This window comes from Cryobacterium sp. GrIS_2_6, assembly GCF_035984545.1.
Lineage (GTDB): Bacteria > Actinomycetota > Actinomycetes > Actinomycetales > Microbacteriaceae > Cryobacterium.
Window position 1 is genome coordinate 1,587,321 of record NZ_JAXCHP010000001.1, and the last position, 24,341, is coordinate 1,611,661.

22 protein-coding genes are annotated in these 24,341 nt (G+C 69.2%); 6 read left to right on the forward strand and 16 right to left on the reverse strand.

Annotated elements, in window-relative coordinates; all coding sequences use genetic code 11:
* Position 1: 1 nt before the first annotated feature.
* From RCH22_RS07960 to RCH22_RS07970, 3 genes are all read right to left on the reverse strand, one after another.
* Positions 2 to 913 carry a helix-hairpin-helix domain-containing protein gene (locus RCH22_RS07960; RefSeq protein WP_327013497.1) on the reverse strand — a complete coding sequence of 304 codons (912 nt, stop codon included), beginning with the start codon at positions 911 to 913 and terminating at the stop codon, positions 2 to 4.
* 182 nt (positions 914 to 1,095) lie between these two features.
* Positions 1,096 to 3,690, reverse strand: a complete 2,595-nt coding sequence (gene leuS, locus RCH22_RS07965) for a leucine--tRNA ligase (protein ID WP_327013498.1) — start codon at positions 3,688 to 3,690, stop codon at positions 1,096 to 1,098.
* A 59-nt stretch (positions 3,691 to 3,749) separates the two neighbouring features.
* Positions 3,750 to 5,291, reverse strand: a complete 1,542-nt coding sequence (locus RCH22_RS07970) for an anthranilate synthase component I family protein (protein ID WP_327013499.1) — start codon at positions 5,289 to 5,291, stop codon at positions 3,750 to 3,752.
* Positions 5,292 to 5,438: 147 nt separating this feature from the next.
* Between RCH22_RS07970 and RCH22_RS07975 the strand changes: the two genes are divergently transcribed.
* Complete coding sequence (locus RCH22_RS07975; protein ID WP_327013500.1) at positions 5,439 to 6,161, forward strand: hypothetical protein; 723 nt, start codon at positions 5,439 to 5,441, stop codon at positions 6,159 to 6,161.
* Entirely contained in the window at positions 6,050 to 6,901 is an 852-nt protein-coding gene (locus RCH22_RS07980; protein WP_327013501.1) for a DUF222 domain-containing protein, read from the forward strand. The genes RCH22_RS07975 and RCH22_RS07980 overlap by 112 nt, the downstream gene beginning before the upstream one ends.
* A 130-nt stretch (positions 6,902 to 7,031) precedes the next feature.
* On the opposite strand, the gene cydC is transcribed toward RCH22_RS07980, so the two are convergent.
* The 4 genes from cydC to RCH22_RS08000 form a co-directional block, all read right to left on the reverse strand.
* Entirely contained in the window at positions 7,032 to 8,717 is a 1,686-nt protein-coding gene (cydC, locus tag RCH22_RS07985; RefSeq protein WP_327013502.1) for a thiol reductant ABC exporter subunit CydC, read from the reverse strand.
* Positions 8,710 to 10,434, reverse strand: coding sequence for a thiol reductant ABC exporter subunit CydD (cydD, locus tag RCH22_RS07990; protein ID WP_327013503.1), 1,725 nt, complete (start codon positions 10,432 to 10,434; stop codon positions 8,710 to 8,712). Before cydD ends, cydC begins: the two co-directional genes overlap by 8 nt.
* Before the next feature lie 88 nt (positions 10,435 to 10,522).
* On the reverse strand, positions 10,523 to 11,527 hold the full coding sequence (cydB, locus tag RCH22_RS07995; protein WP_327013504.1) for a cytochrome d ubiquinol oxidase subunit II: 1,005 nt from the start codon (positions 11,525 to 11,527) through the stop codon (positions 10,523 to 10,525).
* A 9-nt stretch (positions 11,528 to 11,536) separates the two neighbouring features.
* Positions 11,537 to 12,949 (reverse strand): cytochrome ubiquinol oxidase subunit I, encoded by a 1,413-nt coding sequence (locus RCH22_RS08000; RefSeq protein ID WP_327013505.1) that lies wholly within the window; start codon positions 12,947 to 12,949, stop codon positions 11,537 to 11,539.
* Positions 12,950 to 13,046: 97 nt separating this feature from the next.
* Here RCH22_RS08000 and RCH22_RS08005 point away from each other — a divergent pair, with 97 nt between their 5' ends.
* Both RCH22_RS08005 and RCH22_RS08010 read left to right on the forward strand, forming a co-directional pair.
* Positions 13,047 to 13,433, forward strand: a complete 387-nt coding sequence (locus RCH22_RS08005; RefSeq protein WP_327013506.1) for a BlaI/MecI/CopY family transcriptional regulator — start codon at positions 13,047 to 13,049, stop codon at positions 13,431 to 13,433.
* 10 nt (positions 13,434 to 13,443) lie between these two features.
* Positions 13,444 to 14,403: a M56 family metallopeptidase gene (locus RCH22_RS08010; RefSeq protein WP_327013507.1), complete on the forward strand. Its 960-nt coding sequence runs from the start codon at positions 13,444 to 13,446 to the stop codon at positions 14,401 to 14,403.
* A gap of 83 nt (positions 14,404 to 14,486) precedes the next feature.
* Here the strand turns inward: RCH22_RS08010 and RCH22_RS08015 are convergent, their stop codons facing one another.
* From RCH22_RS08015 to RCH22_RS08035, 5 genes are all read right to left on the reverse strand, one after another.
* Positions 14,487 to 15,413, reverse strand: coding sequence for an ABC transporter substrate-binding protein (locus tag RCH22_RS08015; RefSeq protein WP_327013508.1), 927 nt, complete (start codon positions 15,411 to 15,413; stop codon positions 14,487 to 14,489).
* Positions 15,414 to 15,415: 2 nt separating this feature from the next.
* On the reverse strand, positions 15,416 to 16,153 hold the full coding sequence (locus RCH22_RS08020; RefSeq protein ID WP_327013509.1) for an ABC transporter permease subunit: 738 nt from the start codon (positions 16,151 to 16,153) through the stop codon (positions 15,416 to 15,418).
* Complete coding sequence (locus RCH22_RS08025) at positions 16,150 to 16,848, reverse strand: ABC transporter permease (RefSeq protein WP_327013510.1); 699 nt, start codon at positions 16,846 to 16,848, stop codon at positions 16,150 to 16,152. Before RCH22_RS08025 ends, RCH22_RS08020 begins: the two co-directional genes overlap by 4 nt.
* Positions 16,845 to 17,735: an ATP-binding cassette domain-containing protein gene (locus RCH22_RS08030; RefSeq protein ID WP_327013511.1), complete on the reverse strand. Its 891-nt coding sequence runs from the start codon at positions 17,733 to 17,735 to the stop codon at positions 16,845 to 16,847. Before RCH22_RS08030 ends, RCH22_RS08025 begins: the two co-directional genes overlap by 4 nt.
* Before the next feature lie 86 nt (positions 17,736 to 17,821).
* Positions 17,822 to 18,523, reverse strand: a complete 702-nt coding sequence (locus RCH22_RS08035; RefSeq protein ID WP_327013512.1) for a TetR/AcrR family transcriptional regulator — start codon at positions 18,521 to 18,523, stop codon at positions 17,822 to 17,824.
* Between the two features lie 167 nt (positions 18,524 to 18,690).
* Here RCH22_RS08035 and RCH22_RS08040 point away from each other — a divergent pair, with 167 nt between their 5' ends.
* Entirely contained in the window at positions 18,691 to 19,737 is a 1,047-nt protein-coding gene (locus RCH22_RS08040) for a phosphatase domain-containing protein (RefSeq protein ID WP_327013513.1), read from the forward strand.
* Between the two features lie 56 nt (positions 19,738 to 19,793).
* Here RCH22_RS08040 and RCH22_RS08045 read toward each other — a convergent pair whose 3' ends face one another.
* The 3 genes from RCH22_RS08045 to hisD all read right to left on the reverse strand — a co-directional run bounded on the left by RCH22_RS08045 (position 19,794) and on the right by hisD (position 22,821).
* Entirely contained in the window at positions 19,794 to 20,822 is a 1,029-nt protein-coding gene (locus RCH22_RS08045; RefSeq protein WP_327013514.1) for a quinone-dependent dihydroorotate dehydrogenase, read from the reverse strand.
* A 3-nt stretch (positions 20,823 to 20,825) separates the two neighbouring features.
* Positions 20,826 to 21,317 (reverse strand): transcriptional regulator NrdR, encoded by a 492-nt coding sequence (gene nrdR / locus RCH22_RS08050; protein ID WP_327013515.1) that lies wholly within the window; start codon positions 21,315 to 21,317, stop codon positions 20,826 to 20,828.
* A 199-nt stretch (positions 21,318 to 21,516) separates the two neighbouring features.
* Positions 21,517 to 22,821: a histidinol dehydrogenase gene (gene hisD / locus RCH22_RS08055; RefSeq protein WP_327013516.1), complete on the reverse strand. Its 1,305-nt coding sequence runs from the start codon at positions 22,819 to 22,821 to the stop codon at positions 21,517 to 21,519.
* Between the two features lie 73 nt (positions 22,822 to 22,894).
* Here hisD and RCH22_RS08060 point away from each other — a divergent pair, with 73 nt between their 5' ends.
* Positions 22,895 to 23,449, forward strand: coding sequence for a flavin reductase family protein (locus RCH22_RS08060; protein ID WP_327013517.1), 555 nt, complete (start codon positions 22,895 to 22,897; stop codon positions 23,447 to 23,449).
* 27 nt (positions 23,450 to 23,476) lie between these two features.
* Here the strand turns inward: RCH22_RS08060 and RCH22_RS08065 are convergent, their stop codons facing one another.
* The gene (locus RCH22_RS08065; protein WP_327013518.1) at positions 23,477 to 24,265 is read right to left on the reverse strand and encodes a lysophospholipid acyltransferase family protein; all 789 of its coding nucleotides are present in this window, start codon (positions 24,263 to 24,265) and stop codon (positions 23,477 to 23,479) included.
* Between the last annotated feature and the right edge of the window lie 76 nt (positions 24,266 to 24,341).

A 24,341-nucleotide genomic window follows, 5' to 3' on the forward strand; every position in this document is an offset into this window, starting at 1 on the left:
CTCACACCGTCACGAGGTCTTTCAGGGTCTCGAAGGTCTTTTCTCCGATCCCGGTCACGTTCCGGAGGTCCTCGATGGCGGCGAAGGGTCCGTTCGCGGACCGGTAGTCGACGATGCGCTGCGCCATCGCCGGGCCGATCCGCGGCAGCGCGTCCAGCTCGGACACCGTCGCCCGGTTGAGATTGACCTTCACCGCGGGAAGACCGGCCGCTCCACCCGAACCGGCGGCGCTTCCGCCGGTGCCGCCGGTGCCGGCCGCTCCCCCCGGTACCGTCTCACCGATGGCGGGCAGGTAGACCTGTTCGCCGTCCGAGAGCGGCCTGGCGAGATTGGTCCCTGCCGGATCGGCCGCCGCGGTGAATCCCCCTGCTGCCGACACGGCGTCGACCACGCGGGCGCCGACCGGCAGTTCGAACAGGCCCGGCCGGAGAACGGCACCGAGGACGTGCACGAGGATGACGGGTGTGGGAGCCGCATCCGGAGACGGCGAGGCCCGCCCCGTTCCGGAGCCGGCCGCTCCGGAGGCAGGACCGGACGTGCCCGTGGTGGACCCGGACGAATCGGTCGCTGTGCCTGTGCCAGGGGATGCCGTCGGCGTTCCGTGGCCTGCGGCTCCGCCCGCCGCGGGCACGAGGACCTGCCGCCCGGCCTGCGGCCCGAGCGCGGTGACGATCACCGCGATGAGGAGAGCGGCCAGCACAAGCACGACCGCCGCGCCCAGTCCGATCCGGAGCCTGGCCCGGTTTGGCCGGCGGGCAGAAGGCGCGAGGGTGTCGAGCGGCGATATCCGGACGGGGAACGGGTCGGCAGCGTCGGTTGGGCTCGGCTCCAGGTCGTGACCCCGGCCGGGCCGCCCTCCCTGCCCTGTCCCGGGTTCCCCTGCCGGCCAGGCCGGGGTTCGTGGAGTCTCCATCCGGGCAGGCTATGCGCGCCGCCGCGCGGGGCACCGGCCCGGGCCGGACCGGTGGACAACCGGACCGAACCCAGGCCTGTCGAGGGCGCGCGATGCGCATCGGCGAGGGCCCGTGGACCCTCGTGGACCCTCAGGGATCCTCCGGGATCCTCAGGACCTCACGACGTCCATACGTCAGGACCTCAGACGGGCTTGGTGACGATGCTCACGAGCTTTGGCGCCCGGACGATCACGTGGACGATCTCCCGGTCCCCGATCGAGCGAATGACCGACGCGGATGCGCGGGCGAGGCCCTCGAGGTCGTCAGCGGAGATCTTCGGCGAAACCACGAGGCGCTCGCGCACCTTGCTGTCGACCTGCACGATCGCCGTGACGGACTCCTCGACGAGGAGCCGCGGGTCGGCCTTGCGCCACTGGGCGAGCGCGACGCACGGCTCGTAGCCGAGGCGCTGCCACATGTCCTCCGCGGTGTACGGCGCGAAGAGGTTGAGCGCCATGGCGGTCGCCTCAGCGGCCTCCCGCACCGCGGCATCCGCCGGGCCTGCGCCCGTGTCGATGACCTTGCGGGTCGCGTTCACGAGCTCCATCAGGCGTGCGACGACGACATTGAACTTGAAGGACTCGATCAGGCCGGGCGCGTCGGCGAGGAAGCGATGCGTGACCCGGCGGAGGGCGGGGTCACCGGTCTTCCACAGCACGTCGGGCGCGCTCGTGACGTCCTTGGCCATGCGCCAGGCGCGGGCGAGGAACTTGGCCGACCCGACCGGGGAGACTTCCGCCCAGTCGATGTCGTCCTCCGGCGGGCCGGCGAAGGCCATCGTGAGGCGCACGGCGTCGACGCCGAACTGGTCGATCTCCTCGGTGAAGTAGACGAGGTTGCCCTTGCTCTTGGACATCTTGGTGCCGTCGAGGATGACCATGCCCTGGTTGAGCAGTGCGGTGAACGGCTCGGTGAACGTCACGTAGCCGAGGTCGAAGAGCACCTTGGTGATGAACCGGGCGTAGAGCAGGTGCAGGATCGCGTGCTCGACGCCGCCGACGTACTGGTCGACGGGAGCCCACTTCTCGGCTTCCTTCGGGTCGAAGGCCTGGGTGTCGTCGTTCGGGTTCAGGAACCGGAGGAAGTACCAGGAGCTGTCGACGAAGGTGTCCATCGTGTCGGCGTCGCGGCGGGCCGGGGTGCCGTCGATCGGGTTGGGTACGTTGACCCAGTCCGTGGCGCCGCCGAGCGGCGACGTGCCCTTCGGCTTGAGATCGAGGCCCTCCGTCGAGGGCAGCAGCACCGGCAGCTGGTCTTCGGGCACAGGGATCTCTGCGCCGTCCTGGCCGTGGATGATCGGGATCGGGGTGCCCCAGTAGCGCTGGCGGGAGATGAGCCAGTCGCGCAGCCGGTAGTTCTTCGCGGCCCTTCCGGTGCCGTCCTGGGTGAGCTGCTCGACGATGCGCTTGATCGCGTTGTTCTTGCTGAGGCCGGTGAGGGCTCCGGAATTGATCAGGCGGCCTTCCCCGGCCAGCGCGACACCGGTTTCCGCTGGATCGAGCGGAGTGGGGTCGAGCGGCAGTTCCTCCGTGCCGTCGATCATGCCGGGCGTGATCACGGGCAGGGTTCCGGTCAGGGGGGCCGTCGTGTCGACGACAACCCGGACGGGCAGGTCGAACTTCCGGGCGAAATCGAGGTCGCGCTGGTCGTGCGCGGGAACCGCCATCACGGCGCCATGGCCGTAGTCCGCGAAGACGTAGTCTGCGGCCCAGATCGGCAGGCGTTCGCCGTTCACGGGGTTGATCGCGAAGCGTTCGAGGAAGACGCCGGTCTTCGGCCGGTCGGTGGCCTGGCGCTCGATGTCCGTGCTCTTCTGCATCTGCACGAGGTAGTCCTGGAAGCGCTTGCGCACCTCGGGAGTGGAGTCGGCGACGAGCTCGGCGGCGAGGTCGGAGTCGGGGGCCACGACCATGAAGGTCGCGCCGAAGAGGGTGTCCGGGCGGGTCGTGAAGACGCTCACGACGGCCTCCCGGCCCTCGATGGCGAAGTCGACGTCGGCGCCGATGGAGCGGCCGATCCAGTTGCGCTGCATGTTGAGGACCTTGGCCGGCCAGGTGCCCTCGAGCTGGTTGAGGTCGTCGAGCAGGCGGTCCGCGTAGTCGGTGATCTTGAAGTACCACTGGGTGAGCTTCTTCTTGACCACGATCGCGCCGCTGCGGTCGCTCGTGCCGTCCGGCAGGACCTGCTCGTTCGCGAGCACGGTCTGGTCGATCGGGTCCCAGTTGACCCAGCTGTCCTTGCGGTAGGCGAGGCCCTTCTTGTACAGCTGCAGGAACAGCCACTGGTTCCACTTGTAGTACTCGGGGTCGCTCGTGTGCAGTTCGCGGGACCAGTCGAAGGAGGCGGCGTAGAGCTTCATGCTCTTCTTCTGCTGCGCGATGTTGTCATAGGTCCACCCGCGCGGGTCGATGCCGCGCTTGATGGCCGCGTTCTCGGCGGGAAGGCCAAAGGAGTCCCAGCCGATCGGGTGCAGCACGTTGAAGCCCTGCTGGCGCCAGTACCTGGCGACGATGTCGCCGAGCGCGTAGACCTCGGCGTGGCCCATGTGCAGGTCGCCTGAGGGATACGGGAACATGTCGAGCACGTACTTGCGCGGACGGGTGTCGTCGGGGTCGCTCGTCCGGAACGGTTCGAGCTCGTCCCAGATGGGTTGCCACTTCGCCTGGATCGCGGCGAAGTCATAGACGTCCTCGTCGATCTCTACGCCGTGTGGGGTGCGGTCGTGCTCGTGTGCCACGGGACTCTCATTCTGGTGATTCGGGCGTGAACGCTTCACAGTCCAAGCTTCTAGGTTACTCAACCCGCGCCGGTAACGAGGTCAGGGCCGATACCGAGCACGGTCAGGAGTGCCGCGGCCTTGATCCGGGTCTCCTCGACCTCCTCCGCCGCGACGGACAGGGTGGTGATTCCGCCGCCGGTTCCAATCGAGGCTCCTGCGGGATCGAGGACGATGCTGCGGATCACCATGGCGAGGTCGACGGCTCCGTCGCGGCCGAAGTAGCCGAACGCACCCGAGTAGATGCCGCGCGGACCGTCCTCGAGGCCGCGCAGCAGGCTGACGGCGCTCTGCTTGGGCACCCCCGTCATCGAACCGGCCGGAAAGCAGGACCGGACGGCATCCGTGCCCGTCAGCCCCGCGGCGAGTCGTGCCTCGACCGTACTCACGAGCTGGTGGACGTGCGCGTAGCTCTCGACGTCGAGGAGGCGCGTGACGGCGACGGTGCCGAGTTCGGCGACCCGGCCGAGGTCGTTGCGCATCAGGTCGACGATCATCAGGTTCTCGGCGCGTTCCTTGTCACTCGCGGCGAGGTCGGCGCGGAGGCGGGCATCGGTGGCGGGATCGGCGGAGCGCGGCCTGGTGCCCTTGATCGGTTTGCTCGAGAGTCTGCCGTCGGTGCTGACGGTGAGGAACTGCTCTGGCGATGCGCTCAACAGGGCGGTGTCCCCGAAGCGCAGCAGGCCGCCGTGGTGGCTCGGGCTGCCGGCCCGCAGCCGGTGGTAGGCCACGACGGGGTGCGGTCGCACGTCGACGGTGATCTCATTGGTGAGGCAGAGCTGGTATGCGTCCCCCGCGGCGATGAAGGCCTGGCAGCGTTCGATCAGGGCAGCGTAGTCGGCTCCGCCGTGCCGCCAGCGGGCGCGGGGCGGCGATCCGGGCTGCTCGGGCGCGACGTCCGCCGCAGCCACCATGCCGGCCGACGACAGCGGATGCCGCTCCGCAGGAGCACTGTCCCGTCGCGCCCGCACAGCTCGGGCCCAGTCCTCGGCAAGCCGGGCCGGCTCCCCCGGCTGCCTGCGGGCGAGCAGGGTGACAGTGCGGCTCTCGTGGTCGAAGGCGAGCATCCGGTCGACCTCGAGCAGGGCAGCGTCGGGGTAGCGCGAGGGAGGCTGCGGCACGCCGAGGGTCTGGGCGCCGAGCTCATACCCGAACCAGCCGACCCAGCCGAGGGTGAAGTCGCCTGCTCTCCTGCTGCCCGGCCCCGCCGCGTCACCGGTTGCCTCGCCGCCCGGCGGGCCGCCCGGCGCGGCGAGATCGGTGTTGAGGAAGTCGAAGACGGTGCCGATACTCGTGACGGGCGGGGTGAGCGGGTCGCCGGGAACAGTCACGGTCACGGTGCCATCCATTACCGAGGCGGTCACGAAGCGGGAGCGTTCGGTCGGCCCGGCAAGATAGCTGAAGCCGGCCCTCGCTCCGGGGCCGGCGTCGAGCCAGATCGCGTGGGCACTGTCCCGGTAGAGCGCCTCGAAGGCGTCTGCCGGGTCCCACCAGCCGTCGAGCTCCCATCGTAAGTCTTCGCCCCGGCCGGGACGGCGACAGAGACGAAAGGATGCGGACACGCCCCTAGCCTAGGAGCCTGCTGATCTGTCTGGGCGCTGATGGCGACCCGTCCCGCTGTTAAACGGTTCTGACCGGGTTATCCACAGGTGATTTGCGGGGTGGCGGAGACCGGTGGAATGTCGGTGGTCCTCCGTAGAGTGACCGGTATGACAGCTGAAGAACCCTCAGAAGTTCACGCGGAAAGCACGGTGGAAAACACGGCGGAACCCCCGCCCGGGACCCCGCCCGACAACCCTCCCGAGACTTACCTCAACCCCCGGCACCTCAGTCTCGTGGAGCCGTCCCTGCCCGAGGTGTATGACGCGATCCGGGAGGCGGACCGGGAAATGAACCGGGCCGCCGCGAAGCGGGCCGCTGCGATCTATGCCGCGCAGCGGGTGCTGGCCGATGTCGGCCGGGCCCGGGCGGAAGCCGCAGAACGCGCCGGTGGGCCACGAATGCCGTGGTCGCCGGAAGAAGCCACGAAGGAGGAGTTCACCTGCGAGGTCGGCGCCCTGCTCCGGCTCCCGCGGCGCACGGCGGAGACCCTGATCGAAGCCAGCCGCACCCTCGCCGAGGACCTCCCCGCAACACGGGACGCCTTGACCCGCGGGGCGATCAGTTACCGGCACGCGCAGGTGATCATGGAACAGGCCTGGGGCATCCGAATGGATGATGACCCGGTGGCGGCCGCGCGGGCCCGCGCCGTGTTCGAGGACGTCCTCGTGCCCGACGCGGAAGTGCTCACCGTCGCGAAGCTCGCCGACCGGCCCGGCGGGTGCGGGAACGCACCCACCCGGAAACCATCACCGCGAGGCACCAGAAGAGTGTCGAAGACCGGCACGTCGTGTTCCAGGCCCTCAACGACGGAATGGCCTCCCTGTACCTGACCGGGGACGCGGAGAAGGTGCAGGCGGCCTACCACCGCACCCTCGACACGGCGCTCTCCCTGCAGGGCCCGGAGGAAACCCGCACGCTGACCCAGCTGGCGGCAGACGTCCTCACCGACGTCCTGATCGGCGGGGTCACCCCGGACGGTCTCGGTGCCGGGGTGGCCGCGCAGGTCAACGTCACCGTTCCGGTGCTGACCCTGCTGGGGAAGAGCGAGGAACCCGGGTACCTGGCCGGGTACGGACCCATCGACCCCGACACCGCGAGGCGTCTCGCCGCCGGGGCGCCGAGCTTCACCCGGCTACTCACCCACCCGGAAACCGGCGTCGTGCTCTCGATGGGACGCGACACCTACAAACCACCCGCCGCGCTCAAGAAATGGCTCGAGGTGCGGGATGAAACCTGCACCTTCCCGGGCTGCCGCCGCTCCGCCAAACGGTCCGACCTCGACCACAGCATCGAGTGGCAGCACGGCGGGGAGACCGACGCGATGAACCTCGCCCATCTCTGCCCGTATCACCACGCGGTGAAGAGCTACACGAGGTGGTCGCCGAAGCACCTCGGCGACGGCCGCATCGAATGGACGTCCCCGGCCGGGTACAGCTACATCGTGGAACCCTCAGCGGACATGAGACCACCCCGACATCCCACGCCCGTACCCAAACCGCCGGCCCCGTTCGTGGATGTCTGGACCCTCGACCCCACACCCGAAGACCCCGACGACCCGACACCGTTCTAGCAGGGACCTCCGGCGATCTCCGGAACAAACAGGTTGAGGCCAGCGGGGTCCCGCGGGCAGAGTCAGGCGCGTCGGGTCACCCGGCAAGTCAGGCGGGCATGGTCACGCGGGCAAGATCAGGCGCGCAGCGTCAGGCGGGAAGGGTCACCCGTGCGGTGATGAGCTCGTCGGGCACCGGGGTGTGCGAGATGAGCAGGACGGCCCTGCCGTCCTCTGCCGCCGTCGCGAGGATGTCCCGCACGAGACGGTCACCCTGTGCCTCGTCCACGTTCGCGGTGGGTTCGTCGACGACGAGCACGGGGAAGTCCGCCAGGAGCGCCCTGGCAAGGGCGATCCGCTGGGCCTGGCCGCCGGAGACGAGGGCGCCGCGTTCGCCGACCCTCGCGTCCAGTCCTCCGCGCTGTGCGGTCCAGTCGCCGAGGCCGACCCGATCGAGCACGGCGAGCAGGTCGTCGTCGCTCGCGGTTTCCCTGGCGAACAGCAGGTTCTGGCGGATGCTGTCGTCGAAGAGCCAGGGTTGTTGCTCGCACAGTCCGACTGCGCGGCGCACGGCGGAGGGCGCGAGCGTGTTCGCCTCGACGCCGTCGAGCGTGTACGAACCGGTGTAGTCGAGGAAACGGACGAGCACCTGCGCAAGCGTGGTCTTGCCAGCGCCGCTCGGGCCGGCGAGGTGGACGCGTTCACCGGGGCCGAGGCGGAGGGTCACGCCGGAGACGCCGGGCTCCGTGGCGCCGGGCCAGGAGGCGCCGACCCCGCTCAGCAGCAACGCAGGCTGCGCGGAGATGGCGGATGCGACGGCGTCCTGCCCGGAATCGGCGTCGTTCTCGATCGGGATCTCCCGCGGGACCGTGGTGGGTACGGCATCCGCAACACGTTGGGCGCTCGATCGCACCTGGCGCCAGGCGCCGAGGGCGGCCGGCACGACGGCGAAGATCTCGAAGACCGCCATCGGAACGAGCACGATCACGGCGAAATCGGGCCCGGGCAGGCTGCCGCCCGAGAGCCCGCCGAACCCGGCGAGCAACGCGACGACGGTCGCGGCACCCGCGAAAAGGGAGAGCACGGCGCCCTGGATGCCGACGCCGACGGATCGGCGCAGGGTCGCCCGGCGCAGCCGGTCGTCGGCGCCGACCAGCCCTTCCAGACGGGAATCGAGCACTCCGAACGCCGTGAGCACGTCGATGTTCTCGACGAGTTCGAGCACCCGGTCGGCAAGGTCCCCGCGGAGTGGAGCGAGCTCCCGCTCGGAGCCGGCGGCGACGCTCCCCGACGCGGCCGTGCCGAGCACTCCGGCGAGGACGAGACAGAGCGCGAGTCCGAGAGCCGCGAGCGGCGAGAGCAGCCAGACGCCCAGGACGCTCACTACGGTGAGCACCCCGGCCGTTGCCAGCGGTTGCACGACCCGCAGCGGGAAGTCCTGCAGGTCGTCGACGTCCCGGACGAGACGCGTCAGCAGGTCACCGCGGCGGGTGTTCGCGAGTCCGGCGGGGGCGAGCGGCAGGATGCGTTCGAAGACGCCGACCCGGAGCGCGGCGAGCTGGCGGAAGGCGGCATCGTGGCTCGTGAGCCGGTCGAGGTAGCGGAACGCGGAGCGGCCGAGGGCGAAGGCGCGCACGCCGACGATCGCCATCGACAGGTAGAGGATCGGCGGCTGTTCGGCGGCGCGGGTGATCAGCCAGGCGCTCGTCGCGAGCAGGGCCACGGCGGAGAGGGCGCTCGCGACGCCGGCGGCCAGCCCGGGCAGGAAAAGGCGCGCGGACGGCTGGGCGAGCCGCAGGATCGCGCGGACCCTGGCGGGGGGCAGGAACTCAGACATGGGCGTCCTCCCCGAGCGAAACGACGGATGCCGGCGCAGCGGATACCGGGACGACCGGCAGCACGAGGTCGGCCGCGGCCACGACGGCCGGGCGGTGGCTCACCACGATCACGATCGTGCCGGCGGCCGCGAGCTCGCGGAGGCCCGCGATCAACCGGCCTTCTGCGGCCTCGTCGAGGGCGGAGCTCGGTTCGTCGAGGACGAGCACCGGGCATCGGTCCGACAGGGTGCGATAGATGGCCCTCGCCGCGGCGACGCGCTGCGCCTGGCCGCCCGAGAGCCCGTCGCCGTTCACGCCGAGGGCGGTCCATGGATCCAGGTCGCCGCCACCGGCGAGGTCGAGTGCGCGCGCCACGAGGGCCCGGTCCACGCCGGGGGCGCCGAGCGCGACGTTGTCTGCGATCGTCCCGGAGAGCAGTCCCGGCCGTTGGCCGGCCCAGGCGAGCCAGGGTCGAGGACCCCCGGGCACAACGGCCGTTTCGCCGAGGGTGATGGAGCCGGAATACGGCACGAAGCCCTGGAGGGTCGCGACGAGCGTCGACTTGCCCGCGCCGCTCGGCCCGGCGATGACCGCGAACCGGCCGGGCGCGACCGTCGCACTGAACGCGGCGAGCGTCACGGTCGTGCCGCGCCGCACGGTGACCGCGTCGAAGCGAAGGGAGCCCGGCGGCGTCGCGACCGGAGCCGGCACCGCAGGCGCCGCGGCATCCGCCGTCTCCGCTGTTTCCGTTGTCTCCGCTGTCTCCGTCGCCGTCTCGGCTGCCGGACCGCCCTCGATGATCCGGAAGACTTCTTCGGCCGCGGCGAGCCCGTCAGCGGCGGCGTGGAACTGAACCCCGATCTGGCGCACCGGGAGGAACGCCTCCGGCGCGAGCAGCAGCACGAACAGTCCGACGCCGAGTCCGAGCGACCCGTCGACGAGCCGCAGGCCGATCGACACCGCAACGAGCGCGACCGAAAGGCTCGCCCCAAGCTCGAGCACAAAGCCGCTCAGGAATGACACCCGGAGAACCTTCATGGTGCGAGCGCGGTAGTCCTCGGTGATCGTGCGCACCCGTTCGGTCTGCCGGCGTTCCCTGCCGAAGATCTTGAGGGTGCCGAGGCCGCCGACGAGGTCGAGGAAGCCGGTGCCGAGCCGTTGCAGCGACTCCCACTGCTGCTTCTGCACGGCCTGGGTGGCCTGGCCGATCAGGACCATGAACAGCGGAATGAGCGGGAGCACGATGATCACCGTGATGCCGCTCGGGAGGTCCTGCCACAGCATCACGAGTACGAGGATCGGCGTCGCGATCCCGGCGAGGAGCAGCTGCGGCAGGTACCTGGCGAAGTAGTTGTCGAGGGCGTCGAGGCCCTGGGTCGCGAGGGTGGAGACGCGTGCGCCCTGCTGGCCGGCAAGCCAGTCCGGGCCACGCTCGGCGACCCCGCGCAGCACCCGGGTGCGCAGCTGGCTCTTGACGGATGCCGCGCCGCGGCTCGCCGCGACCTCGAGCAGCCAGACGAACGCGGCCCGCAGGACCACGACCGCGGCGATCCCCCCGACGTACGGACCGAGTTCGGTCACGTCGTGGCCTCCCACCGCGAGCGTGATCACCTGGCTGAGCAACCAGGAGAAGACGACGACGACGAACGTCTGCGCCAGACCGAGCACGGCACCGATGACCAGGAACCACCGCGCGGCAGAGGCGTAGCGGAGCAGCCGGGGGTCGAGGGGTCGCATGTACTCGTTCTGTTCGGTGGAAACTGTTCGCCGGAAACTATTCGGTGGCGGCTGCCGCGGCGGCTGCCGCGGCGGGAGGGTCCGCAGGTCAGAGCGCGGCGAACTCGATGCTACTGCGGCTGACGCGCTTGCGCAGAACCCAGTAGGTCCAGCCCTGGTACAGGAAGATCACCGGGGCGGCGATCACCGCGGTCCACGTCATCACCTGCAGGGTATACGGCGTCGACGACGCGTTGTCGATGGTCAGGCTGTTCGCGGCATCGTTGCTCGCCGGCATCACGTCCGGGAACAGCGAGGCGAACAGGGTGAGAACGGCCAGGCCGATCGTCGCAGCCATCAGCGTGAATGCCCAGCCCTCTTTGCCGCGCAGATTGAGCAGGAACGACCCGATCAGCGAGACGGCCGCGGCGGCGGCGAACAGGGCGCTGAAAAGGCTGCCGAACGCGAGCACGGTCCAGAGCAGGAACGACGCTGCGACGACGATCGTCACGAGCCCCGCCTTGGTGGCGAGCGTGCGGGCACGGACACGGATGTCCCCTTCCGTCTTGAGGGAGACGAAGACGACGCCGTGGGTGAAGAAGAGGAGCAGCGTCGTCACCCCGCCGAGGAGGGCGTACGGGTTGAGCAGGTCGAAGAATGTGCCGGTGTAGTTATGCCCGGCATCGAGCTGGACGCCCTGGACGACGTTGGCGAATGCGACGCCCCAGAGCAGGGCCGGCAGGGCGCTGCCGACGACGATCATGCCGTCGAACCACTTCTTCCACTCGGATTCCGGCCGCTGGTGCCGGTATTCGAAAGAGACCCCGCGCGCGATCAGCGCAAGCAGGATCACGAGCAAGGCGAGGTAGAAGCCGCTGAACATCGTCGCGTACCACTCGGGGAAGGCGGCGAACAACGAGGCGCCCGCGACGATGACCCAGGTCTCGTTGAGATCCCAGACCGGTCCGATCGAGTTGATCAGCACCCGGCGGTCGGTGTCGTCCTTGCCGAGGAAGGGCAGGGACATCCCGACGCCGAAGTCGAAGCCGTCGAGGACGAAGTAGCCGATGAACATCACGGCAATGATCCAGAACCAGAGAATATTGAGTTCCATCAGTTGCTCCTAGTAGACGGTGACGCGCTGGGAGGTGATGCCGGTCTCAGCGTCCGGCACCGGGGCATCCTCTGGGCCCTTCCGTACGGCACGGAGGATGAGCCGGAACTCGACGACCGCGAGGGCGCCGTAGATCAGCGTGAAGGCGATGAGGGAGATCAGGATGGTCAGGCCGGTCACGTTGGGCGAGACGCCGTCCTGGGTTTTCAGGAGCCCGAACACGAGCCAGGGCTGACGTCCCATCTCGGTGAAGACCCAGCCGACGCTCATGGCGGCGAGGGAGAACGGGAAGGACCAGATGGCGATCTTCCAGACCCAGGTGGCCCGGGGGCTGCGGCCCTTGCGGGTGAGCCAGAGGCCGACGACGGCTACCAGGATGTGCGCGATGCCGAGTCCGATCATCCAGCGGAAGGCCCAATAGGTGACCCAGATCATCGGTGTGTAGTCGCCGGGCCCGTACAGCGTCGTGTACTGGTCCTGCAGGTTATTGATGCCTTCGACGGTGCCGTCGAGGGTGTGCGTCGAGAGGAACGAGAGCAGGTACGGGATGCGGACGGAGAACAGTTCGCTCACGCCGTCGGGAGTGCCGAGGGTGAAGAGCGAAAAGGACGCGTTGGCGCCCGTCGCCGTGTGGTACATCGCCTCGGCCGCGGCCATCTTCATCGGCTGGGCCTTGACCATCGCGAGGCTCAGGGAGTCGCCGAAGAAGGTCGTCAGGGCGCCGGAGATGACCATCATCCACAGGCCGAACTTGAGCGCCGGACGCATCGTGTCGACGTGCTGCTTGCGGTAGAGGTGGAAGGCAGCCACCGAGATGATCAGGCCGGCGGACACCATGAAGCACGCGAAGATCGTGTGCGGGAACGAGGCGAGCGAGATCGGGTTCGTCAACAGTGTGCCGATGTCGGTCAGCTCGGCCCTGCCACGTTCCTCATTGATCCGGAAGGCGATCGGGTTCTGCATGAAGGCATTCGCGGCGAGGATGAAGTACGCGGAAGCGATCGATCCGACCACGGTCAGCCAGATCGTCGCGAGGTGCAGTCCCTTGGGCAGCTTGTCCCAGCCGAAGATCCAGAGGCCGATGAAGGTGGCCTCGAGGAAGAACGCTGTGATGCCCTCGAAGGCGAGCGGTGCGCCGAAGACGTCGCCGACGAAGCGGGAGTATGTCGACCAGTTCATGCCGAACTGGAACTCCTGCACGATGCCCGTGACAACGCCCATGGCGAAGTTGATCAGGAACAGCTTGCCGAAGAAGTGCGTGAGCTGGAGCCACTTGGTCTTGTCGGTGCGCACCCACGCGGTCTGGAAGATCGCGACGGTGAGCGCGAGGCCTATCGTGAGCGGGACGAACAGGAAGTGGTACACGGTTGTCAGTCCGAACTGCCATCTCGACAGCAGCAGCGGGTCAAGCCACTCGTTCATGCGCCCTCCCGGCGATCGTCATTTCTACGGTACGTAGAAAATATACACTTCTACACCCCGTAGAAGAAGGCGGAACGGCAGACTAAACTGCCTGACTATGGGAAGTCTCGGTGTGCTGGAGAGATTGCTGATGGATGTCCTCTGGGATTCCGGGGAATCGCTGCCGGCGAATGAATTGCGTGACCGCCTGCTCACGCCGGCCGCGAGTGCGGCGAACCGCAAGCCCCTCGCGACCACGACCGTGCTCACCGTGCTGTCGCGTCTCGAAACCAAGGGTTTCGTCGTTCGAAACCGGGGCATCCGCCCGCATCGCTACCGTGCCATGACAACCCGCGCCGAACACACCGCAGGGCTGATGCACGAGGTGCTGGGCTCCGCCCCCGACCGGCAGGATGCGCTCGCCCGGTTCATCGGCAATGTCAGCCCCCAGGAGGCGGAGACTCTCCGCAGGCTCCTCGACACGATCCCGTTGCACCGCGAGTGAACCGGACGTCGTGCTGACGACGGCGCTCGCCCTCGGCGTGCTCGCGGTCCTGCTGGCCTGGCCGGTTCCGGTGCTGCTCGCGCGGTCGGCCTGGCCGGCAGGCTCCCCCGGCGTCGCCCTCGTGCTCTGGCAGTCGATCGCCCTCGCGGGCGGGCTCGCGATGATCGGGGCGCTCCTCGTCTACGGGCTGATCCCGTTCGGCGCGAACCCGGTCGCCGGCATCCGCTCGCTCGCGGAGCACCTCGCGACCGGCTCGGTCCCGGCAGGCACCTCCCTCGACCACGTGCTCGCCCTCTGCGGGGCGCTCCTGCTCGGCGGTCACCTCGTGCTCAACCTCGCCGTGACCTTCGTGCACGCGGAGCGCCAGCAGCGCAGGCACCTCAACCTGGTCCGGCTGCTCAGCGAGCCCCTCGAGGGACGACCGGGCACCCGCGTCATCGACCACGCCTCCCCGGTCGCATACTGCCTGCCGAGCGTGACGCACTCGGCGACGGTGCTCTCGCGCGGGTTGCTCAGCCTGCTCGACCCGCCGCAGGTACGCGCCGTCGTCGCCCACGAGGAGGCCCACCTCGCCCAGCGGCACCACCTCGTGCTCGTCGCGTTCAAGTCCTGGCACAGTGCCCTGCCCTGGTTCCCGATCGCGAACCGGGCCGAGAACGCCGTCGCCCTTCTCGTCGAGATGCTCGCGGACGACCAGGCCAGGCTCGCCGTCGACGACCACACCCTCGCGACGGCGATCGCACTCGTCGGCTCGGCGGGGCTCGGCCGGGTGCCTGAACCCCAGTTCTCCACCGAGGCAGAGGATGCCGCGGCGTTCGTTTCCCGCGACCGTCCCGTCGATCTCGTCACGCCCCGGGTCCGCCGGCTGCTGACCCCACCGCCCCGCCTCACCGCGGCGGCCTCCGTCGCCGTTCTCGGCTCTTCCGCTGCCCTCCTCGTCCTGCCCGCCGTGCTCCTCGCCCAGGCCTGACCGTACACAGACAGGACCGCCCGGCTGCGAGGCAACCGGGCGGTCCTGGACTTCGCGGGTGAACGCGGGGAGAGAGCGACGAACTAGAAGAGCTTCGCCTGCGCGAGCCACGCGGAGGCGATCTTTTCCGCCGACTCCTTGTCGTTGACGCTCTGGGCGTTGAGGCTCACGAGGTCCGCAGCGGTCATCGCCGCGCTGATCTTGTTCAGGATTCCGGCGGCCTTCTCGTCGACCTTGCTGGAGACGATGGGCACGACGTTGTCCGGGAAGAACAGGCCGTCGGGGTCGGCGAGGGCGACGAGGTTGTTCGACTTGATGTTCGGGTCGGCCGTGTAGATGTTGGCGAGCTGGATCTTGTTGTCGACCAGCGCCTTGACGGTGAGTGGTCCGCCGTTGTCCTCCACGGGCACGAATCCGGCGATCGTGATGCCGTACTTGTCCTTGAGCGCCGTCGGCCCGTATGGCCGCGTCTCCAGTTCGGAGTTGCCGCCGACCGTGATGGGCTCAGTGACGTTCTTCAGGGAGGCGAGATCGGTGAGCTTGTAGGTGTCGACGAAGGCCTGTGTCGCTGTCCACGAGTTCTGGTCGCTCGCGTCGGACTTGTCGAGGGCGGTCAGGCCGCTCGGGAGGGCCTTGACGAGCTGGGCGTGGACCGCATCGCTCGTTCCGCCGGCCGCGGCCTTGTCGAGCGCCTGCAGCAGGCTTCCGGTGTACTCGGGGAACACGTCGATCGACCCGGACTTAAGCTCGGGCAGGTAGACCTCGCGCTGTCCGATCCGGAACTGGCGGTCGACGGTGAATCCGTTCGACTCGAGCGCCTGGGCGTAGATCTCGGCGATGATCTCGTTCGAGTAGTAGTCCTGAGACCCGACGACGAGTGTCGTCGGTGCGCTCGACGCGTTACTTCCGGTGCCCAGTGGATTACTGGACGCACACCCTGCAAGGGCTACGACGGCCCCAACCGCGACCGCGGCGACTGCCGCGAGCCGGCCTTTTTTCGCTGTGAACATTGTCAGATTCCTTTCGTGATGGCGGGTTCCATCCCCGGGCGACGTCGGGTCGACGCCTTCCGGTCGACTGGGGGGCGTCCGACTGCGACGCCGCGGGGTACGACGAGTTTCTGGAGACCGGCGAAAAGGCCCTCGAGAACGAGGGCGAGCAGGATCACCAGGATCGACCCGCCGAGCATCTGGGCGTAATCGTTGGTTTTGAGCCCCGCGAAGAGGAACCGGCCGAGCCCGAAGTCGGCGACGTATGCGGCAAGTGTGGCCGTTGCGACGACCTGCAGGGTCGCCGACCGCAGCCCGCCGATGAGCAAGGGCAGTCCGAGGGGTATCTCAACGTGGCGCACGATCTGAAGCTCCGTCATGCCGACGGCCCTCGCCGCGTCGATCGTCGCGCGGTTGACCGCCTCGAACCCGGTGTAAGCGCCGGCGAGGATGGGCGGAATCGCGAGCACGGTCAGGGCAACGTATGGGGCGCCGAGCCCGATGCCGATCCAGAGGGCGACGAGGGTGAGCAGGCCGAGGGTGGGGATGGCGCGCAGCCCGCCGGAGGTCGCGACGGCAATCCCCCGTCCGCGCCCGGTGTGCCCGATCCGGAATCCGACCGGGATGGCGATGACAGAGGCGAGCACGAGGGTCACCACCGTGAAGAGGAGCTGCTCGCCGAGCCGGGCCGGGATCCCGGTCGGCCCGGGATAGTGCGCCGGGTCGAGGAGCCAGGCGACGGCATCCGTGAAGTAATTCATGCGACACCCCGGACGACGGGCATGGGTCCGAGCACCGCGGCGGGCGCCGGGCGGATGCGCCGGGTCCGGCGGGTCCACGGCATCAGCACCCGGCCGAGCAGCACGACCGCCCCGTCGAGCACGAGGGCGAGCAGGACGGTCGCCACGATGCCGGTGATGATCTCGACCTGGATGCCGCGCTGGAAACCGTCGGTGAACAGGCTGCCGAGGCTCTTTGCTCCGATCACGGCGCCGACGGTCGCCAGGCTCACCGTGCTGACGGCGACGACGCGCACCCCGGCGAGGAGCACGGGCCCGGCGAGCGGGAGTTCGACGAGCCAGAACCTGCTCCACGCCGAGAAACCGACCGCGGTGGCCGACTGCCGCACGTCGGGGTCGACGGAAGCTAGTCCGTCGGCGACGACACGCACCATGAGCGCGAGCCCATAGAGGGTGAGTGCGGCGATCAGGTTCGCCGGCGAGCGGAGGCTCGTCCCGATGATCACCGGCAAGATGAACAGGAGCGGCAGGGACGGGATGGCGTAGAACAGGCCGGCGACCGACAGGATCGCGCCGCGGGTCGGCCGGTACCGGTTGGCCAGCCAGCCGAGCGGGAGCGCGAACACGAAACTCAGCAGGATCGGCGGCAGGCTCAGCACGATGTGGTCGAGGGTACGGAGCCAGACCAGGTCGAGGTTCGACCAGAGCCACGTCACCGGGGCGGGCCTTCCGCCGGCACAATGCGCGGGACGTCGGACCGCGCCCCGCCGGACGGCCCCGTGCCGGAGCGCTGGCCGACGAGAACGCCCGCGGGTCGCCCGTCCGAGTCAACGAGCACGTCCGAGCCGTCCTGGCTCTCGACGTGCAGGGCGCGCTTTCCCCGGTCGGCACCGACGAAGCTCGCGACGAAGTTGTCGGCCGGGTTGGCGAGGATCTCGGCCGGGGTGCCGAGCTGGGCGATCCGGCCGCCCTCCCGCAGGATGGCGATCTGGTCGCCGAGCAGGAACGCCTCGTCGATGTCGTGGGTCACGAACACGACGGTCTTGCCGAGCTCGTGCTGCAGCCGGATGAGCTCCTGCTGCAGCTCCGCGCGCACGATCGGGTCCACGGCGCCGAAGGGCTCGTCCATCAAGAGGATGTTGGGATCGACCGCGAGGCCGCGGGCCACGCCGACGCGCTGTTGCTGGCCGCCGGACAGCTGGCTCGGGTAACGGTCGGCGATGGCGCGGTCGAGCCCGACTGTGTCCAGCAGGCGCAGGGCATCCGCCCGCGCCGTCCTGCGCGGCACGCCGCGCAGAAGGGGCACGGTCGCGACGTTGTCGACGACGGTGCGGTGCGGGAGCAGTCCCGAATTCTGCATCACGTAACCGATGCTGCGCCGCAGCTTCACGGGTTCCAGGGACGCAACGGAGACGCCGTCGATCTCGATCGTGCCGGACGTCGGATCGACCATGCGGTTGATCATCCGCAGCAGGGTGGTCTTGCCGGAACCGGAGGAACCGACGAGCACAGTCGTGCGGTGCGAGGGAATCGTGAGGCTGAAGTCGTCGACCGCAAGGGTGCCGTCCGGGAATTCTTTCGTCACCGATCGGAACTCAATCATGGAAGTGGCCCATTCCTCGCTTGATGTCGAATCAACACGTGCCAGCGATCTTCCACCCAATCAGGAAAGCCGCCGGATGCCAAGCTCTACTCAGCAGATTCCAAGGCTGGGACTGCGGCACCGTCCTGCTCGAGTTCCTCGCCGTAGTAGCCCGCCAGGTATACCGCGATGACCCGCCTCGCCTCCGCGATGTATCGTTCGTCCCCCAGGACGTTGGATTGGAACCCTCTCGACAGGACCGCTGCGGCCATCTCGACCATGACTTCCAGCCTGAACAGCAGATCCGGCCCGTACGGGAGGCCGAACCGCTCGGAGAGGGCGATTGCGAGCTGGCCGGCCAGGAAGCCGACCTCGATCCCGTCGGCCGGGCTCGCGGAGCTGATCGGAAGCCGTTCCCTGTCGGCGAAGTGCATGATGCGGAAGCCCGGTTCGGTCCGGTACATTTCGACGAAGGCCGTGATGGCGCAGTCGATGGTCTCCCAGGCAGTCTTCGGGTCTGCAAGCTTGATGTCCCTGGCGACGCGGAGTCGAAACCGCTGAATGGCCCGCTCACGCAGGGCATGCAGCACTGCGACCCGGTCCGGGTAGTAGCGGTACACGGTTCCGATCGATGCCCCCGCGCGTTCCGCCACCATCGCGGTCGTGATCCGGTCGAAACCGACCTCATCGACGACGACGGCCGCGGCATCGAGAAGGCCTGACAGGCGTGCCGTGCTGCGCTGCTGGATGGGTTCGATCCGGACCTGTGCGCCGGCCTCAACGATGTCCCCCTCGAAAAGGTCACTCACTGACACTTGTCCTCCTTGAAGTAGGACCCAATCCTACGGGTCTTGTCCTCCCGGCGATGCCAAACGGGACGCGGCACGACTGGATCCTCCCGAAAGGGGCGGCACATGACAAACTAGGAGGTGTGCCGAAGCCTTCCAGAACGACGAATGCGGGCCGACCTGCGAAAATGATGCATCGCGCAGCCCGGATCGAAGACTGGATGCACGAACGTCGCGAGCGTAGCGCCCGCAAACGCGGTTATCTGCCCACGGTCATCCCCTACGCGGGATACGGCAGCACCGAATGGGCGCGTATTCTCTGCCGGGTTCTGCTCGCGAAGCCGACCCGGGCCAAGAAGGCCGTCGCGCGGAGACGCTGGCGGGCCGAACGGCGTGAGGCCGGCATCCGCGGTTGGCGCAGTTTCACCGCGGTTCCCGTGCACGACGTCACTGTCACGATCGAGATCAACGGCTTCACCCACCGCGTGAGCGCCGACCGCGGCGGCGTCGTCGACACGGTCATCCGGCTGCCGCTCACACCGGGCTGGCAGGTCGCCCGACTCAGCACGGATGCCTCGGCACCCGTCGATGCGCCGCTCTTCGTCGTCGCCCCGCTCGTCGATCGCGGCATCATCTCCGACGTCGACGACACCGTGATGGTCACGACCCTCCCCCGGCCGTTGCTCGCCGCCTGGAACACGTTTGTGCTCGACGAACACGCGAGGGTGCCCACCCCCGGCATGGCCGTGCTCCTCGACCGTCTCACCGCGACCGCGCCGGGGTCCCCCGTGATCTACCTGTCGACGGGCGCCTGGAACGTCGCGCCGACCCTGACCCGGTTCCTCTCCCGTAACCTCTACCCAGCCGGCGCGTTGCTGCTCACCGACTGGGGGCCCACCCACGACCGTTGGTTCCGCAGCGGCACCGACCACAAGCGCGCCAACCTGCGTCGCCTGGCCCTGGAGTTTCCCGGGATCCGCTGGATCCTGGTCGGGGACGATGGCCAGCACGACGAGGACATCTACAGCGAGTTCCAGCGCGAGTTCCCCGGCAGCGTCGAGGCCGTCGCCGTTCGCGAGCTCTCACCGAGCGAGGCCGTTCTCGCCGGACGACGGGCAAAGGATGCCGCCCTCGAGTCCACGGACCCCCGTTGGGTCTACGGACCGGACGGTGCGAGCCTCGCCAGGCAACTCGTGGCGCTCGGAGTCCTCGCGCCGGGCACACCGATCATCTAAGCGATTGGCGGATGCCCGCACACGCTCGCACCGGCCGCGGCGGTTACGCGGGCAGGTTACGCGCGGAACCGGTCGAGGCCGCGGTTGACCTGGCGCGCCCAGAGCGGGCCACGATAGAGGAACGCCGTATAGCCCTGGACGAGGGTCGCCCCCGCGTCGAGCCGCTCGGCGACGTCGGCGGCGGTCTCGATTCCTCCGACGGAAATCACGCAGAGGTCGGCGGGAACGCTCCCGCGGATCAGGCGCAGCACCGCGAGCGAGCGGGCCCGGAGCGGGGCCCCCGACAGGCCGCCGGCTCCGATGGCCTCGATCCGTGCGGCATCCACCGTGAGACCCTCGCGTGAAATGGTCGTGTTGGTCGCGATGATGCCGTCGAGGCCGAGCCGCACGACGAGTTCGGCGATGCGGGTGACTTCCTCGTCGCGGAGGTCCGGAGCGATCTTGACGAGCAGGGGGGTGCTCCCGGACGCCGCACGGACGGCGGTGAGGAGCGGGGCGAGCTGGTCGAGTTCCTGCAGGCCGCGGAGGCCGGGGGTGTTCGGCGAGCTCACGTTGACGACGAGGTAGTCGGCGAGGGGCGCGAGGGCCCTGGCGCTCACGAGATAGTCGCTCGTGGCGTCGTCCACCGCGGTCGCGCGGCTCTTGCCGATGTTGATGCCGAGCACGGGCCGGCCGGCGACGCCGCGCACCCGGGCGAGGCGCACTGCTGCTGCTGCAGCGCCCTGGTTGTTGAAGCCCATCCGGTTGATCACGGCGCGGTCGGGGACCAGCCGGAACAGCCGCGGCTTCGGGTTTCCCGGCTGCGGCAGCGCCGTGATCGTGCCGACCTCGACGTGGCCGAAACCGAGGCGACCCAGGCCGATCACGGCGAGGCCGTCCTTGTCGAAGCCTGCGGCGACGCCGAACGGGGAATCGAAGCGCAAGCCGAGGGTGTACACGGCCTGGTCGGTTCTCGGCCGGGTGAAAGCGCGGACAAGCCGCCCGATGCCCAGGCTCGGAATGAGACGGATCACCGTGAAGGCGAGGTGGTGTGCGCGCTCGGGATCGAGCCGCGCGAGCACGTGCCGGAAGAAGAAGGGATACACGGGCTACAGTTCGGGCTTGTCGTCGAGGGCACCGTTGCGGAGACTCTCCTCGTGTTCACTGCGGAGCTGGTCGATGGCGCTCTCGAAGTCTTCGAGGGAGTCGAACGCGCGGTAGACACTCGCGAAGCGGAGGTAGGCGACCTCGTCGAGTTCGCGAAGTGGCGGCAGGATCGCGAGGCCGACGTCGTTCGCGGCGACCTGGGACGCACCCGTCTGGCGGATGGTCTCCTCGACTCGCTGGGCGAGGAGGGCGAGGTCGGAGTCCGTCACCGGCCGCCCCTGGCAGGCCTTGCGGACACCGGAGACGATCTTGTCCCTGCTGAACGGTTCGACGACGCCGCTGCGCTTGACGATGTTGAGGCTCGCGGTCTCCGTCGTGCTGAACCGGCGTCCGCATTCGGGGCACTGGCGACGGCGACGGATGGAAAGTCCGTCGTCGCTCGTGCGCGAGTCGATGACTCGGGAGTCCGGGTAGCGGCAGAACGGGCAAAACATTGTGCTGCCAGCCTAGCGCCCCTTTCCGGGGGATTCGCCGACGCCCGGGCGCGTCGATCCACGCACTCGTCCCGAGGTCCTAGCCAATTCGACGGAGATTCTGTCTGACACACCCCGAAAGAGCACTCCCAGGTGCTTTTCGGGCAGAATCTCCGTCGAATTGGTTCGGGTCTGGTCGGCTCGGGTCAGTTCAGGCGGGTCAGGCGAAGCGGGCGGTGACGGCTGCCCCGTGCGCGGGGAGGTCCTCGGCGTCCGACAGCGCCGCGATGTTTGCGGCGACACCGCGGAGGGCGTCCCTGCTGTACTCGACGACCTGCTGCGGGCGGAGGAACGTGTACGCCCCGAGGCCGGACGAGAACCGGGCCTGGCCGCCGGTCGGCAGCACGTGGTTGGAGCCCGCTGAGTAGTCGCCGAGGCTCACGGGTGAGTTCGGGCCGAGGAAGATGGCGCCCGCGTTCTCGATGAGGGCGAGTTCGACGTGCGGGTCCCTGGTCTGGATCTCGAGGTGCTCCGGCCCGAAGGCGTTGCTGAACGCGGCGGCGGCGGCGAGGTCGTCGACGAGGACGATCGCGGATTGGGTGCCCGAGAGTGCAGCGGTCACCCGCTCGCTGTGCGGAGTCGAGAGCGCGAGCTGCCCGAGGCTCACGGTGACGGCATCCGCGAGCTCTGCTGAATCGGTGACGAGCACGGCGGCGGCGAGTTCGTCGTGCTCGGCCTGACTGACCAGGTCGGCCGCGACGAGGAGCGGGTCGGCGCCGGAGTCTGCGATCACGAGGATGTCGGTGGGGCCCGCCTCCGAGTCGATCCCGGTGACGCCGCGGACGAGCCGCTTGGCGGCGGCGACGTAGACGTTGCCGGGGCCGGTGACGAGCTGGACGGGGTCGAGGCCGAGGCTCTGCACCCCGTATGCGAAGGCGCCGACGGCGCCGGCGCCGCCCATCGCGTAGATCTCGGTGACGCCGAGGAGCCCGGCGACGGCGAGGATGGTCGGGTGCACGCGTCCGCCGAAGGCCTGCTGCGGCGGTGAGGCGAGCGCTATCGAGCTGACCCCGGCGACCTGCGCGGGCACGACGTTCATCACGACGCTCGAGGGGTAGACGGCCTTGCCGCCCGGCACGTAGAGGCCCACGCGACGGATCGGCTGCCACCGCTGGGTGATGACGGCTCCCTCGGCGATTGTCGTGCTCACATGCGGCGGCACCTGGGCCTCGCTCGCGAGCCTGACCCGCCGAATGGTCTCCTCGATGGCGATGCGCACCTCGGGCGAGAGCCCGGCGAGGGCGTCTGCGATGTCGCTGGCCGGGACCCGGAGCGCGTCCGGGCGCACCCGGTCGAGCCGTTCGGCCTGGTCGTAGAGCGCCGCCTCGCCGCGCGCGCGGACGTCAGAGATGAGCTCGGCGGCCACGGCGCTCGCGGCGGTCACGTCGGTGACAGCGCGCGGTATGGTGGCGAGCAGTTCGGCCGGCGTCGGCCGGGTGCCTCGTAGGTCAAGTCTCTGGATCATGTCTGACCAGCCTAGCCACCAACATCCACAACACGGGAATAGGGTGGCCTTCACAGACCTTGGGGCAAGTGACATGAACGAACTGAACGACATCCGCGAAACACCGACTGTTCCCCGGCTCGAGGGAGATCCGAACGCCCCTCTCGATCTCGCGGCGTTCAAGCAGGCGTTCCGGCGCCATGCCGCCGGTGTTGCGTGCGTGACGGCGCGCCAGGCCGACGGAACACCCGTCGGCTTCACGGCGACCTCGCTTGCCTCGCTGTCGTCCGTGCCGCCACTCGCGACCTTCAACATGGCGAGGACGGCAAGCTCCTGGCCGGCGATCGCCGAAACGGAGCGCGTCGTCATCCACACCCTCGGCGCACGCAATCGCGCCCTCGCCGAGCGGATGAGCGGGCCGAACGCCCTGCGCTTCGCCGGTGACCACTGGCATGAGGGTCCGCGCGGCCTGCCGGTGCTGAACGACGTGACGAGCTGGATGGTCGGCCACATCATCGAGCGGGTCACTGTGCACAACGGCGCCGTGATCGTCGTCCAGATCGAGGAGGGCGGCCTCGGCGACGAAGACGAGGCGTTGCTCTACCACGAGCGGATGTACCGGGTGCCCGGGCCGGAAGCGGCGCTCTGAGTCGAGGCGAACGACCCGTTGGCTGGGTCAGGTGTCGTCGCGTGTCGCGGCAGTGCGCTTGAGCGCGCGGAGTCGCTGGCGTTCTGCCTCGACGACCGCAGCCTCCTCCGGGGTCGGAGCCGCACCGCCGAGATGGCGCGGCTGCCACCACTGGCCGGAACCGTCGACGGGATACCCGGCCTGGAGTTCGTCGACCATGGTCTGGAGGGTGTCGTGGAGCTGCGCGGTGAGCTCCTGGGCGGCGACGGCGGGGTCGAGCTCGAACGGCGCTCCCACGGCGAAGCGGAGCGGCACCCGGTACGCCTCCCGCAGGGTGGGCTTGTGGTTCTTCGTCAGCAGCCGGTGGCCGCCCCAGACCGCGACAGGGATCACCGGGACGCTGGCCTCCCTCGCCATCCGGACCGCGCCCGATTTGAGTTCGCGCACGGTGAAGGAGGCGTTGACCCCGCCCTCCGGGAACACCCCGAGGAGTTCACCCGCGCGCAGGGCGGCGACGGCCTCGCCGTATGCTGCGGCCCCCGCTTGCATGTCGACGCTGATGTGGTGCATACCGCGCAGCAGCCAGCCGACGACGGGCTTGTCGAAGGCGCCCTTCTTGGCCATGAAGCGGATGTGCCGGCGGTTGTGCAGCCAGGCCTGCCATTCGACGAGGGCGAAGTCGGCATAGCCGAAGTGCGTGATCGCCAGGACGGCTCCCTCGGTATCGGGGAGGTTCTCGAAGCCGGTCGCCGCAGCCTTGAGCCGGAAAACCCCGAAGATGGCCCGGCCGGCCACGATGGCCGGGGTGTAGAACGGTTCGCTCGTGCGACGTGTCATGGTCCAAGGCTATTCCCGGGCCCATAGCCGACGGGCTATGCGCCCGGCGCGGCGGGCGTGGCCGGCTCGGCTGGGG